We start from the raw sequence: 14697 nt of genomic DNA, 5'->3' as shown, positions 1-14697 counted from the left end.
CATTCTTTGTTATCAAAGATAACTTTTAACAAAAAATAACTTAAATTTTTATTATTTCCATCCGCCACCTAAAGCACGATACAAATCAACAATACTGCTGAGTCTCTGTCTCTTGATGGAAGCGAGATTCAATTCGGCTTGTAAAGAATTTCCTTGAGCTGTGATGACTTCCAGATAATTGACCAAACCGCTTTTATAGAGTTTTTCAGCGCTTTGGATTCCTGATTTTAAAGTATTCACTTGTTCGCTTGCTTTCTGTTCCTGAACTTTCAGGCTTTCATTAGACACCAATGCATCAGAAACTTCGCCAACGGCATTCAGAACAGATTGACGGAAGGCCAGAACATTTTTCTCCCTTTGGATTTTTGCTACATTCAGGTTGGTTTTCAATTGCCTTTTCTGGAAAACCGGTTGCGTGATTCCTCCTAAAGCAGAACCAAATAAGGAAGCCGGAATCTGAAACCAGTTATCAAACCTGAAAGAATTAACGCCTCCATTGGCTGTGATTTTCAAAGAAGGGTACATATTCGCCTGAGCAATTCCAATCAAAGCATTAGACTCAAGCAAAACCAATTCCTGCTGACGAACATCCGGACGGCGGCTCACCATTGCTGCAGGCAATCCCGCTGAGAAATTCTGAGGTAACGATGTATCAGACATCTCGATTGTTCTGCTGATTTTCGCCGGATTTTCGCCTACCAAAATACTCAACGCATTTTCCTGAATCTTAATATTCTGTTCCAGTTGCGTAATCAGAAGTTCTGTATATTCCTTTTGTGCTTTGGATTGCTGAACCCCTAAAGAGGTTGCATCACCGCTTTGCCAGATTTTTTCTGTAATATTAAGTGTGTTCTTACTTAATTCTAAATTTGATTTTGCAATTTCCAATTGTTTATCCAACATCAAAAGGTTATAATAACCTTGAGCAATGGCTGCCACAACTTGGGTTTGAATGGCTTTTGTCGCTTCATAGGTTTGCAGATATTGCATTTTGGAAACTTCCTGCTGATTCTTTATTTTGCCCCAGATATCGGCTTCCCAAGACAGATTGAACGCTGCATTGTAATCTTCAACATAACTTTTTCCAAGGAACAAGTTAATGCTTTGTCCGTTCAAACTGTTGTCGGAAGGTCGTGTGATCTGGCCTGTAACGCCAAAGCCAACTTCAGGATATTGCATATATTTCGCCTGTTTCAGTCGTTCCTGCGAAGAGGCAACCTGTTTCAAGGCAATTTGCAAATCATAATTATTTTTGATGCCTTTTTCAATAAGACCTTGCAAAATCGGGTCATTGAAAAACTGTCGCCATTCCAGGTTCGCCACGCTGGCTGTGTCAGCCGTTGCCGTATATTGAAAGGTTTCCGGCAGTTCAGGGCTCACTTTGTCCAAAGCTAATTTGGGCATACAGGAAACTGCACTTGCCACAACTACGGTTGAGACCAGAATCTCTTTTATCTTAGTTATTATATTCATTTATTTTTCTTTTGTATCAATTATTCAGAACAATTTGTGGGCAGCTTAATCCGCCTTCCGTTCCCAATCTTTTCACTCCACTACGTTGCGTAAAAAGGATTTCCGCTCAAGTCGGGCTGCGTGTAATTCTCTGCTCAATTTTAATCGCAAAGGCGCAAAATTTATCCTCGGAAAGCTTCTTCAAGTCGGAAAAAAATCGAAGATTTTTAAACTTTGTGTCTTAAAAACAAAGAATCATTCAAAAAAATCTTTGTGCCTTTGCGTTTAAACTTAAATTAAATTCAAAGCTGCTTTTTCTTTTTTCAGCTTGCGTTTCTTTTTGCTTGGCATTTGCTCATGCAGATATTGGAAAATCACATACATCACCGGAATAATGAAAATCCCGAATACAACACCCGTAAACATTCCGCCAACCGTACTGATGCCGATAGAATGGTTTCCTTTAGCCGCAGCACCTTGCGTCCAAACCAACGGTAACATCCCAATAATGAAAGCAAAAGATGTCATCAGAATTGGTCTTAATCTCAATCTCGAAGCTTGTAACGCCGATTCAATCAAGGTTTTGCCTGCTTTTCTTCTCTGAACTGCAAATTCCACAATAAGGATGGCATTCTTCGCGAGCAATCCAACGAGCATAATCAATCCAACCTGAACATAAATATTATTATCTATTCCAGCCAGTCCTGTAAAAGCAAACACTCCGAAAATCCCTGTCGGAACCGTTAAAATAACGGCAAACGGAAGAATGTAACTTTCGTATTGAGCTGCTAACAAAAAGTAAACAAACAAAATACTCAAAAGGAAAACGAAAGCCGTTTGTCCTCCGGTTTTGATTTCTTCACGTGTGATTCCTGTCCATTCGTAGCCATAACCTCTTGGTAAAGATTGTTTAGCCGTTTCTTCCACTGCTCTGATGGCATCACCTGTACTGTAACCCGGTTTCGGTGTTCCGTTGATGGTAACTGCGTTGAAAAGGTTGTTTCTTGTAACAGTTTCTGGTCCGAAAGTTCTTTTCAAAGTCACCAATGTTTTCACCGGTACCATTTCGTTCTGATTATTTTTGACATAAATACCGTCCAAAGAATTCGTATCGGTACGATATGGAATATCCGCCTGCGCCATTACCCTGTAGTATTTTCCAAATCTGTTGAAATCCGAAACGAAACTACTTCCGTAATAGATTTGCATTGTCTGCATCAGTTCGGTAATCGAAACACCTAACTGGTTGGCTTTATCGGTATCGACATCGATTGTGTATTGAGGATTTCCGGCTGCATATGTGGTAAAAGCAAAAGCAATCTCGGGGCGTTTCATCAGTTCTCCGATGAAAGCCTGAGTCGTTGTTCCCAATTGTTCAAAAGAACCGTTGGTTTTATCCTGAAGCATAAACTCGAAACCGGAAACGTTACCAAATCCTTGAACTGTCGGGAAGTTGAAGAAGAACGCATTCGCATCTTTTACCTGAGACACTTTTCCCGTCAAAGCGGCTGCAATCTGATCAGGATCTTTCATATCGCCGCGGTCTTCGTAATCTTTCAGTTTGATGAAACCTGCAGAGTAGGGCGAAGCATTGGCATTACTGATGAAATTCAGTCCGTCTGCCACCCAAAGATGATTGGTCGCACTTTCACCTTTCACAATTTTATCGATTTGTTCCGTTGCTTTGTGCGTTCTTTCCAATGAACTCCCCGGAGGCGTATTCACAGCATACAACACGAAACCTTGGTCTTCGGTCGGGATAAATCCGGTCGGTGCTTTGTTGATCAGGAAAATACTCGCAGCGATGATAATTCCCAAACCTCCAATTGCAACCCATTTATTCTTAATCAAAAACTTAACACTATAAATGTATTTTCTGGTCATATTATTGAATGCCACATTAAAAGCATTGAAGAATCTTGCTCCAAAACCTTTTTTGTGACCGTGTTCGCCGTGCTCTCCCTGAGGGTCGTTCAGGAACAATGCACATAAAGCAGGACTTAATGTCAATGCATTAACCGCAGAAATCATAATGGCAATCGCCAAAGTGAAGGCAAACTGTCTGTAGAAAACACCTGCAGGACCTTGCATAAATCCAACCGGAATAAATACCGCACACATTACCAATGTAATCGAAATAATAGCGCCTGAAATCTCTGACATTGAGCTCATTGTGGCTTGTTCCACAGGCATTCCTGTATGTTCCATTTTGGAATGGACAGCTTCCACAACGACGATTGCATCATCGACGACAATACCAATGGCCAGAACCAATGCAAACAACGTCAACATATTAATACTAAATCCAAAAAGCTGCAGGAAGAAGAATGTTCCGATAATCGCAACAGGAACCGCAATAGCAGGAATCAATGTTGAACGGAAATCCTGAAGGAAAATAAAAACAACAATGAAAACGAGAATAAATGCAATGACCAAAGTCTCAACAACCTGATGAATGGACGCATCCAAAAAGTCTTTGGAGTTGTACATGATAATTGGTTTCACACCTTTTGGTAAAGTTGTTTTGAACTCCTCAACCTGTTTTTCGATTTCAGTTAAGATTTCGTTGGCGTTTGAACCTGCGGTCTGAAGGATTGCGAAACCAGAAACCGGTTTTCCGTCAACTCTGTTTGCAGCGGTGTAAGTGTAAGAACCAAATTCTACTCTTGCCACATCTTTCAATCTTAGAAATGAACCGTCATTATTGGCTTTTATGGCGATGTTTTCGTAGTCCTCGTTCTTGCTCAGTTTACCTTTATATTTTAGAATATATTCGTAAGTTTCCTTGCTTCCTTGTCCCAAACGACCAGGAGCAGCTTCAAGGTTATGGTCTTTGACAGCATTCAGAACTTCCTGAGGAGAAAGATTGTTGGCCGCCAAACGGTCCGGCTTCAGCCAAAGTCTCATCGAGTAATCCCTTGTCCCGAAAACCTGAGCCTGCGCTACACCCGGAATACGCTGCAGCTGCGGAATGATATTGATTTTCATATAGTTCTGCAGGAATAGTTCATCATATTCTTTCGGATCTTCGCTATACAAACCCATAAACATAATGAAACTGTTCTGAACTTTCTGGGTCGAGATTCCTGCCTGAACAACTTCCTGAGGAAGCTGGCTCATCGCTTTGGAAACTCGGTTCTGAACATTCACCGCAGCATTGTCCGCATCGGCGCCTTGTTTGAAAAATACGCTCAAGGTCATCGTTCCGTCGTTACTGGAGTTGGATGTCATATAGGTCATATTTTCAACACCGTTCACCGCTTCCTCAATCGGAACAGCAACAGAACGCGCCACAACTTCGGCGTTCGCACCCGGATAAAATGCAGTTACCTGAACACTTGGCGGTGCAATGTCAGGAAACAATGTGATCGGCAGATTGAACACCGACAATGCTCCCAACAGCAATAATATAATGGAGATGACCGTTGAAAGGACCGGTCTTTCTATAAATTGTTTTAACATACTAGTTTAATTTTAATCTTCTGAATAATTTTTACAAAGGATTGGCTTTTAATAAACTGTCAGAAGAGATCGTTTTTGGTTTGATAAGAACACCGTCTTTTAAGTTTCCGATTCCGGTGAATACGATTTTGTCACCTTTATTCAATCCTTCGGAAATAAAGTAATAATGTTCTGTCTTACCTGAGATTTTTACAGGCTTACCGGTGACTTTGTTATCTTTTCCAAGAACATAGACATAAGTTTTATCCTGAATTTCGAAAGTTGACTCTTGCGGTATTACAACTGCATCTGATAATAGTTGCGGCATACGGACACGGCCTGTATTTCCGGTTCTCAAAGTTCCGTTTGGATTCGGGAACACGGCACGAACACTGATTGCGCCGGTTGTTTTATCAAATTGTCCGTCGATGATACTCATTTTTCCTTTTTCAGAATAATTGCTGCCATCTGCGATCACCAGGTCAACTGCTGGCATATTCCTCAATTTTTCTTCAAGCGTTGCGCCTGCATATTTCTTTTGGAACGCAATGAAATCCAATTCGCTCAGTGAAAAATAAGCATATATTTGGCTGATGTCCGATAACAAGGTCAATGGAGTAGCGTCTGTTCTGGAGATCAGGCTTCCTTTTTTATAAGGAATTCTTCCGATATAACCGCTTACAGGAGCCGTAATGGTTGTAAACCCGACATTGATCTTACTTCCGCCCAACGAAGCCTTTGCCTGAGCAGCGGCTGCAACGGCTGCTGCATAATTGGCTTTTGCTGTTTTCAGTTGAACATCGGAAACCACTTTGTCAGCAACCAGAGGCTGAAGTCTGTCAACTTCCACTTTTGCTTTTTGGATATTGGCATTGGCAGCCTGAAGGTTAGCAGAAGCCATATTCATCTGTTCGCCATAAACGCGTGGGTCAATTTTGAACAAGGGCTGTCCGGCTCTCACAAAAGAACCTTCTTCCACATAGATCCTGTCCAGATAACCGTCTACTTGTGAACGGATTTCCACATTGTTTTTACCTTCCAATGAGGTTGGGAATTCCTGATATGTCGTAGCAGGAGAAGTGATAACGGTATAAACCGGAAGTTCCGGCGTAGGGAAAGCCATTGCCGTATTGTCTGCAGTTTTTGTACAACTTTGTAAAAAGATAATACTCGATATCAGTACAATAAGTTTAGAATTGTTAGTTATTTTCATTTTAAGTTTTTAAGTGCTAATTTTAAGTAATAGTGTAATTGAATTAAATATTGTTAATTTATCTAACATTGTTAATTCATAAATTAAAAATATTGGCATAAAGTTTTACATTGTTTCCATATTTTGAAAGTTATTATATGTTAATTAATTTATCTGAACTATGTTCTTTTTTCTAACAGTGTTAATGTAAAGAAACTATTATATCAGATATTATTTGTTAATAATTAAAATAAAATTAATACTGTGTTAATATTCCTAACAGTGTTAATTTAAAATTTAAAAAAAATTTACAACGATTTGATATAAGCAGCAACAGTCTCATCAAGTGTTGTCTTATTCATCGTAGAAGGGATATCATCATTACGCATCATCATAATTGAAATCAAGCCGTGAACTGCCGAGAATAATGCGTGTGAGGAATGACAGGCATTATCCGGGTTTGAACCTTTTTTAAGGATAATATCGTACGTACAATCATACAGTAAATCCTGAAACGAAGAAAACTCTTCTTTCATCAATCCTTTTCCGCTGCATTGCATTCCCAATCCGAACATCAGCTGATAATACTCTTTGTTCTTAAAAGCAAAATTCCAGTAAGCATCCACGATAGAAACCAATTGTTCCTCCGGTGTGTCGTGTTTCTTCTGAGCTTTTAGCAGTTCTATGTGTAACTTATGAAATCCATTTAGAGAAATCTCAAAGAGAATAGCTTCTTTGTTTTCGAAATAATCATAAACCACAGGAGCGCTGTATTCTATAGCATCAGCAATCTTTCTGATGGAAAGAGAAGCCCAACCTTCTGTTTTGGCCAAAGAAAAAGCCGCATCCAAAATATTGGCGCGTATAGATTCTTTTTCTCTTTGTCGGCGTTCGTGTACTCCCATTTTATTTTTCCTAACAGCGTTAGCAAAATTATAAACTTTTTAGTTTAAGTTCCAAATAAATTTGAATTTTATATATTAATTATAATTTGATTTGTTTTTAATATTTTGAAAATCAGTAATTTGTTTTGTTTTTTCGTTAGGCAAATAATAAGGGATTCTTACAATTTTACGTGAGTTAGCTTTTTGAAAATGATAGATGAAAAATAATTATTTGTAAATTGGAGAAGATTATTATGAATTAATTTTTAATAAAATACCTTTATAGTACGGTATTTGTTATAACATATTTTGTAAACTATAAAGATTTGAAAAAACTCAATAAAAGAAAGATCCTTAGACGTACTCTAATAACCATTATTTCCATATTGGTTTTTTTTGTTTTGCTCATATTCAGTTTGAGATTGCCTTTTGTCCAAAATTTCATCAAGGATAAAGCAATTACTTATCTTGAAGGTAAAATCAAGACAAAAGTAAGTCTGGAAAAGATTTACATCGGTTTTCCAAATAGTGTTGTGATAGAAAATCTTTACTTGAAAGGTCAAAAAATCGATACACTTCTTGCAGTTAAGAAATTCGATGTTGGATTGGATATGTGGCAATTGATCAAAACCAAAGCTGATTTGACATCAATAGATCTGGAAGGTGTTCGAGCGAATGTTGTAAGAAATCCGCAAGGCAAATTCAATTTTGATTATATTATTGATGCGTTTGCAACTTCGGAAAAGGAAGAAAGTCCTTCAAAACCATTCATTATTTCTTTGGATAAAATCAAACTGAAAGATATCGGAGTTACTTTCAACGACCAACAATCCAAAAATGATATCAAGGTTTATTTCAATTCCTTCGATACGAGAGTTAAAACCTTTGACCTTCAAAATAATAATTATGCAATAAATGATATCAATCTTGATGGATTAAAATTAAAACTGAAACAAGATTTAATTGAGGAAGTTTCCAAAAATGTCGAGAAAAAAGTAGATTCTCTCAATCAGCAAAAACCAATGAAATTAGGTTTAAGCGGAATCAAATTGACCAATTTCAATATTGACTATGGCGATGATAATACAAAGACATTTGCAAAAGTCCTTTTCAAAGAATTGAGTGCGAAAGTTAATGATCTTGACCTTCAGAATAATTCATACGATGTTGGAAATGTTTATTTGACAGGCGCCAATATCAATGCTAACCTTTTTCTTCCAACTTCCAATGCTAATCCAAAAGATGAAAAATCTTCTGAAACTCCAACTGCTTCGGCGAAAGAAAAAGCAATGAAAGTGCTTCTGGGAAAATTGATTTTCGAAGACGTAAAAGTCATTTACAACAATACTGCAATTGCTCCAACCAAAACAGGAATGGATTTCAATCACCTTGATTTTGGAAAACTGAATGTTGATGTTCGTGACTTCAAAATGGAGAATGACGGTTTTGCAGCAAGTGTGAGATCGGCAGAAATTCAGGAAAAACGAGGTTTGGATATTCAGAAATTCAATACAGATTTTGTTTATTCTGACAAAGTAGCTTACCTGAAAGACCTTTATCTTCAGACGCCGAAAACGATATTGAGAGACGAGGTTATCCTTAATTATAATTCAATAGAGCAATTATCAGCAAACCCGGGCGCAGTAAAGATCTCTGCAAATATCAAAAATTCCAAAATTGGTTTTTCGGATATTTTAAATCTGGTTCCGACCTTGAGAACAACAGTTCCGTTCAATAAATATCCAAATGCTATTCTAAATGTCAATGCCAATGTAAAAGGATTGGTGAATGACCTTTTGATCAATGATTTGAAAGTTTCCGGTCTGGATCAGTTAAGGGTTTCAGCTTCGGGAAGAATCAAAAATGCGATGAATCCTAATAATCTTTACTATGATTTAAGAATCGGCGAATTGGCTTCATCCGGGAAAACAATTTTCAATTTGGTTCCGAAAGGTACAATTCCTTCCAACATTTCTCTGCCTTCGCATTTCAGTATCAAAGGTTTTGCTAAAGGAACTACGAAAGTTGTGAATACTAATTTGAACCTATATTCAACACTTGGAAATGCCGAGGTCATTGCACAAGTAGATATGCGAAGAAAAAACCGTGAGATTTTTGATGTAAAAGCCAATCTGCAGAATCTTCAGATCGGAAAATTAATTCAGAATAAAGATATTGGAGGGATCACAGCTCAGATTAATGCAAAAGGACAAAGTTTTGATCCAAAAATAATGTCGGCTCATTTGGCTGGTAATGTGAAATCTTCGACTTATAAAGGTTATACTTACCGGAATATGAATCTAAAAGGGAAGATCGATCGAGGTGCATACGATATTGAATTAAACTCAAAAGACCCGAATGCCAATTTACAATTAACAGCTTCCGGCGTTTATAATGATAAAAATCCGACTGTGAAAGTCAATGGAAATATTAATAAATTGGATTTGAACAAATTAGGATTTTACAGTTCTCCAATGATTTTGGCTGTTGCAATTGACGGTGATTTCAAAAGTCTTGATCCGGATAATTTGAATGGCTATTTGAACTTAAAAAACTTCGCTATTTCTGATACGAAAGAAGTCTATCCGATTCAGGAAATCAATTTGAAAGCACTTTCTACAGCTGATTCTACTCAGATCAAATTCAATTCTCAGATTGCAGATGTAGAATTGAATGGAAAATACAAACTAACTCAAATTTTCGGAGCTTTGTCACAAACGGTGAATCAATATTATCAATTCCAAAAACCAGATAAGACACAGAAAATTGATGCGGGACAATACTTCACCCTTAATGCCACGATCAAGAATGACGACCTGATCAGAAAATTCGTTCCTGATTTGAAAAGTTTCGAGACCATCAATATCACAGGGAATTACAACGCAGATTCTCAAAAAATTGAATTGGATGCAAAAATTCCGCAAGTTTTATACGGAACGAATTCGCTTGAAAATACGAACTTAAAAATCACCAATGAAAGTCAAGCTTTGCAATATGATCTTGATGTCACTTCTTTGAAAAGTGAAAGCTTTGCATTGAATAAAGTCAATATCAATGGAGATATTGCGAATAATGTCATTAATTATAATATCACGACCAAAGACGAAAAAGATCAGACTCAATTCCTGATTGCCGGAAATGCCAGATCGATGAATGACATAACCGAGATCTCCTTGAATCCAAATGGTTTGAAATTAAATTATGGCGATTGGGCAGTCGCGGAAGGAAATAAGATCCAGATCGGAAGCAAGGGAATTTTTGCAGATAATTTCAGATTGTCAAATTCTGGAAGTGAAATTTTGGTTCAATCTGAAACTAATTCTCCAAATAGTCCATTGAACATTACTTTGAAAGATTTCAAAATTGAAACACTTACAGAGATCATCAAAAAAGATTCTTTGCTGGCAAAAGGAACAATCAATGGAACTGCGCAATTGCGTGATCTGAACAAGAAAATGACCTTCACCTCAGACATCAATGTTTCCGACTTGTTTGTTTACGGAAGCCCGGTTGGGAATCTTACAGTCAAAGCCAATAATGCTTCGGCAGATATTATCAATGCAGATATTGCACTTTCCGGCAATGATAATGATGTTAAGATCACAGGAAATTATAATACTTCTGCGAGTAGTTTTGATTTGAATCTTGCAATGAACCAACTTCAGATGAAAACGCTTCAAGGTTTTTCCATGAATGCCATAACGAATACAGAAGGCTATCTTTCCGGAGATCTGAAGATTACCGGAACTACAACTGAACCGAAGATCTTGGGTGATGTCAAAATGAATAATGTCGGATTGATGATCGCACAAACCGGAAGTGATTTCAGAAAGATCAATGATAAGATCTCGTTCACGAACAGAGGAATTGAATTTGATGATTTCAAGATCAATGACAAAGATGGAAACTCACTTAAGGTCTATGGTCAGGTCTTGACTCAGACTTACAGAGACTTTGGATTTAATCTGGACATCGATGCGAAAGATTTCAAGGTCGTGAATTCGGAGAAATCAAACGATGCGATGATGTATGGAATCCTTGCTATTGATGCAGCTTTACACGTTCGTGGAAACTTAGACCTTCCAAAAGTTGACGGAAGATTGGCTGTTTCAGATGATACTGATTTTACTTTTGTTTTGCCTCAATCCAGTCCTTCATTACAGGAAAGAGACGGCATTGTAGAATTCATTGACCAAGACCAAATTGCATTGAATAAGACTATTGTCGCAGATTCTTTGGCTGCCAAAAACAAGATAAAAGGAATGGACGTTAGTGTGAACATCGAGGTTAGTAAAGAAGCTAAAATGTCCATCATTATTGATAAAGCCAACGGAGATTTTGTAAAACTGCAAGGCGAGGCCGAATTGACAGGAGGAATAGATCCATCGGGAAAAACAACGCTGGTTGGTATTTATCAAGTAGAGCAGGGAAGTTATGACATGACAGTGAGCCTTCTAAAACGGAAATTCGACATTCAGAAGGGAAGTACGATCACTTGGAATGGAGAGCCGACTTCTGCAACTTTGGACATTACCGCTGTATATAAAACACAAGCTGCTCCTCTGGATCTTGTGGAACAGCAGATCAGCGGAGAAAGTGCTTCTACACTTAATCAATATAAACAAAGGATGGAATTCAGTACTCTGCTTCAGATGAAAGGTGAATTGATGAAACCTGTCATTACTTTTGATATTACGACGGAAGAAAAGAATAATTCGGTTTCCACAAATGTGAAAGATGTTGTGGATCAGAAATTGGCTCAACTCAGAACAGATGAAAATGAAATGAATAAGCAGGTTTTTGCCTTACTTCTATTGAACCGTTTTATTGGAGAGAATCCTTTTGATAACAGTGCGGGACTTTCTGCCGAAGCGATGGCGAGACAAAGTGTAAGCAAAATTCTTTCTCAGCAATTGAACAATCTGGCTTCCGGTCTTATCAAAGGCGTTGACCTTAACCTAGGTTTAGAATCTTCCGAAGATTACTCCAGCGGTTCGAAAAACACCCGAACAGACCTGAATGTCGATATCAGTAAAAAATTATTGAATGACCGTCTGAAAGTTTCTGTAGGAAGTAATTTCGGAGTAGAAGGCGATGCAAGACAAAACGAAAATACAACCAATATCGCAGGTGACGTGACTGTGGATTACAGTCTTTCCAAAGATGGCAGATATATGCTGAGAGCTTATCGCAAGGATGAATATCAGGTGGCATTGCAAGGTCAGATCGTGGAAACAGGTCTCGGTTTTATCATTACTCTGGATTATGATAAATTCCGTGAGATCTTTCAAAAAACGAAAAGAGAAAGAACTAAAAAAGTAAAAGATAATAACCAAGTCGTAGATTTTAAATAATGAAGCTTAGTATTAATAAACATTTCAAACCTCTCATTGCATTGTCTACAATCGCAATCATTTCATCGTGCAGCAATACCAGGTTTCTGAAAGAAGGGCAAATGCTTTACACTGGTGCAGAAGTGAAGATCGAAAATGACAGTATTTCAAAAAAAGAAAAGAAAGCTTTAAGAGCCGAACTTGAGGAAAATCTTACTCCGAAACCCAACTCGACATTTTTAGGTTTGCGACCAAAATTGTACGCTTATAATATTGCCAAAGAACCAAAAAAGGAAAAAGGATTCAATTATTGGTTGAAATATAAATTCGGGGAAAAACCGGTTTTGTTGGGTGATGTTGATAAGGAGTTCAATAAGGATATTTTGGTCAATTATTCTGAAAATGAAGGCTACTTCAATGCGCAGGCGACTTACGACACGGTTTCAAAGAACAAGAAAGCGAAAGTTATTTATACCGTGAAGCCGGGAAATCAATATTTAATCAGTCAGGTCAAATTTCAGGAAGATTCGACTTTAGTGAATAAAGAGATCCAGAATTTGAAAGATAAGTCTTTGCTTAAAGTGGGAAATCCCTTTGACCTTGATGTCATCAAAGCTGAAAGAGCAAGAATAGACAATGGTTTGAAGGAAAAAGGATTCTACTATTTTCATCAGGATAATATCATCGTGCAGGCTGACAGCACAGTTTCCAAAAATCATAAAGTGGAACTGAATGTCAAATTAAAAGATCAGACTCCAGATTTGGCAACACAACAATTTTCTATTGACAAAGTTGTCGTTTTCCCAAATTATAATATCCGTGATGTAAAAGAAGGGAAGTATAGCATTCCAATGAATATAGACTCTCTTTCCAAATATACTTATGGCGATATTTATGTAATCGATCCCGATCATAAATTCAAACCGAAGATCTTTGATCGTGCTTTGTATTTTAAAAGAGGAGATCTGTATAACCGGGCTGATCATAATCTGACCTTGAGCCGATTGATCAGTTTAGGAGTTTTCAAGTTTGTAAAGAATGAGTTCGTGGTCTCAGACTCTTTGAATCATAAATTTGATGCTTATTATCTTTTGACACCAAGACAGATTCAGTCCTTACGATTAGAAACTTTGGCAAGAACCAATTCTGCAAATTATGGTGGAGGAGAGGTTAACCTGAACTGGACCCATAGAAATATGTTCAGAGGAGCGGAACAGTTCAAAGCTGCGATATATGGAGCTTTCGATGTGCAGATGGGTGGTGCGAAAGATGCCAATAACATCATCAGGGTCGGAGCCAATACACAACTTTCTATTCCGAGAATTGTGGCGCCTTTCCGTTTCAATTCTTCCAGCGAGTATGTTCCTAGAACGAATATCAGTCTTGGTTATGAATATCAAAGCCGAACGCAATTGTACACACTTCACAATTTCAATGCTTCATTTGGATATGCTTGGAAAGAAAATATAAGAAAAGAGCATGAGTTGAAGGTTATTGATATTACAATGGTTGCGCCCCAAACTGTGACCGCAAAATATCAGCAGCAGATCGATGGAGATCCCGAAAATGGAATTCCCGCAAACCCAACTTTGGGGCGAGTTGTGGCTAAACAATTGATCTTTGGACCAACTTATTCCTATACTTATACCAACACAACTTCGCCAAAAACCAACACGATCTATTACAAAGGAATGTTGGATCTGGCCGGAAATATTACAGGTCTTGTAACTGGTGCCAATGCCAAAAATGGTAAGGAAAAAGAAATTTTCAATGTTCCTTTCAGCCAATATGTGAAGATGGAAAATGACTTTAGATTTTATCATAAATTCAATGAGAAAACCAACTTTGCTTCCAGGATCATTGCGGGTGTTGCTTATCCGTATGGGAATTCAGAACTGATGCCTTATTCAAAGCAATTTTTTGTTGGAGGAAGTAATAGTATCCGAGCTTTCCGTGCAAGAACGCTTGGACCGGGAAGTTATGATCCAAGAACCCAGAATGCCAGTTTCTATTTTGACCAATCTGGTGATATCAAATTAGAAATGAATGCAGAATACAGAGCAAACCTATATAAATTCCTGAATGTCGCCGCTTTTGTGGATGCAGGTAATATTTGGCTAATGAACGATGACCCGACAAGACCTGGCGGAAAATTCTCAAAAGATTTTCTGAACGAATTGGCAGTGGGAGCTGGAGTCGGACTTCGTTTGGATTTCTCAATTTTGATTTTAAGATTGGATCTAGCAATGCCTTTGAGAGTTCCTTATTATGAAAAAGGAGATCGTTGGATTTTGGACAGGATCAAATTTGGGGATGGCTCTTGGAGAAAAGATAATCTGATCCTGAATATTGCAATTGGCTATCCGTTTTAAATACTTGACCAAAGCTTGAAAAA

General features: G+C 37.8%; 6 protein-coding genes. 2 read left to right on the top strand and 4 right to left on the bottom strand.

The window, feature by feature from the left end; genetic code table 11:
- Positions 1–51 precede the first annotated feature (51 nt).
- The 4 genes from RTX21_RS15695 to RTX21_RS15680 form a co-directional block, all read right to left on the bottom strand.
- Positions 52–1473 carry an efflux transporter outer membrane subunit gene (locus RTX21_RS15695; protein WP_312769081.1) on the bottom strand — a complete coding sequence of 474 codons (1422 nt, stop codon included), beginning with the start codon at positions 1471–1473 and terminating at the stop codon, positions 52–54.
- 270 nt (positions 1474–1743) lie between these two features.
- Positions 1744–4914, bottom strand: a complete 3171-nt coding sequence (locus RTX21_RS15690) for an efflux RND transporter permease subunit (RefSeq protein WP_312769079.1) — start codon at positions 4912–4914, stop codon at positions 1744–1746.
- A 31-nt stretch (positions 4915–4945) separates the two neighbouring features.
- Positions 4946–6106, bottom strand: coding sequence for an efflux RND transporter periplasmic adaptor subunit (locus RTX21_RS15685; RefSeq protein WP_312769077.1), 1161 nt, complete (start codon positions 6104–6106; stop codon positions 4946–4948).
- Positions 6107–6393: 287 nt separating this feature from the next.
- Complete coding sequence (locus tag RTX21_RS15680; RefSeq protein ID WP_312769075.1) at positions 6394–6990, bottom strand: TetR/AcrR family transcriptional regulator; 597 nt, start codon at positions 6988–6990, stop codon at positions 6394–6396.
- A 305-nt stretch (positions 6991–7295) separates the two neighbouring features.
- Here RTX21_RS15680 and RTX21_RS15675 point away from each other — a divergent pair, with 305 nt between their 5' ends.
- Both RTX21_RS15675 and RTX21_RS15670 read left to right on the top strand, forming a co-directional pair.
- Positions 7296–12323, top strand: coding sequence for a translocation/assembly module TamB domain-containing protein (locus tag RTX21_RS15675; RefSeq protein WP_312769072.1), 5028 nt, complete (start codon positions 7296–7298; stop codon positions 12321–12323).
- The gene (locus RTX21_RS15670; protein WP_312769069.1) at positions 12323–14674 is read left to right on the top strand and encodes a BamA/TamA family outer membrane protein; all 2352 of its coding nucleotides are present in this window, start codon (positions 12323–12325) and stop codon (positions 14672–14674) included. Before RTX21_RS15675 ends, RTX21_RS15670 begins: the two co-directional genes overlap by 1 nt.
- The last annotated feature ends 23 nt before the right edge of the window (positions 14675–14697 follow it).

The organism is Epilithonimonas sp. (assembly GCF_032054305.1).
Lineage (GTDB): Bacteria > Bacteroidota > Bacteroidia > Flavobacteriales > Weeksellaceae > Epilithonimonas.
This window is presented reverse-complemented; position numbering and strand designations above follow the sequence as displayed.

Bases quoted from the DNA above. Each gene is read 5' to 3' on its own strand.
- RTX21_RS15695 (WP_312769081.1), bottom strand. From the start codon at position 1,473: ATGAATATAATAACTAAGATAAAAGAGATTCTGGTCTCAACCGTAGTT.
- RTX21_RS15690 (WP_312769079.1), bottom strand. From the start codon at position 4,914: ATGTTAAAACAATTTATAGAAAGACCGGTCCTTTCAACGGTCATCTCC.
- RTX21_RS15685 (WP_312769077.1), bottom strand. From the start codon at position 6,106: ATGAAAATAACTAACAATTCTAAACTTATTGTACTGATATCGAGTATT.
- RTX21_RS15680 (WP_312769075.1), bottom strand. From the start codon at position 6,990: ATGGGAGTACACGAACGCCGACAAAGAGAAAAAGAATCTATACGCGCC.
- RTX21_RS15670 (WP_312769069.1), top strand. From the start codon at position 12,323: ATGAAGCTTAGTATTAATAAACATTTCAAACCTCTCATTGCATTGTCT.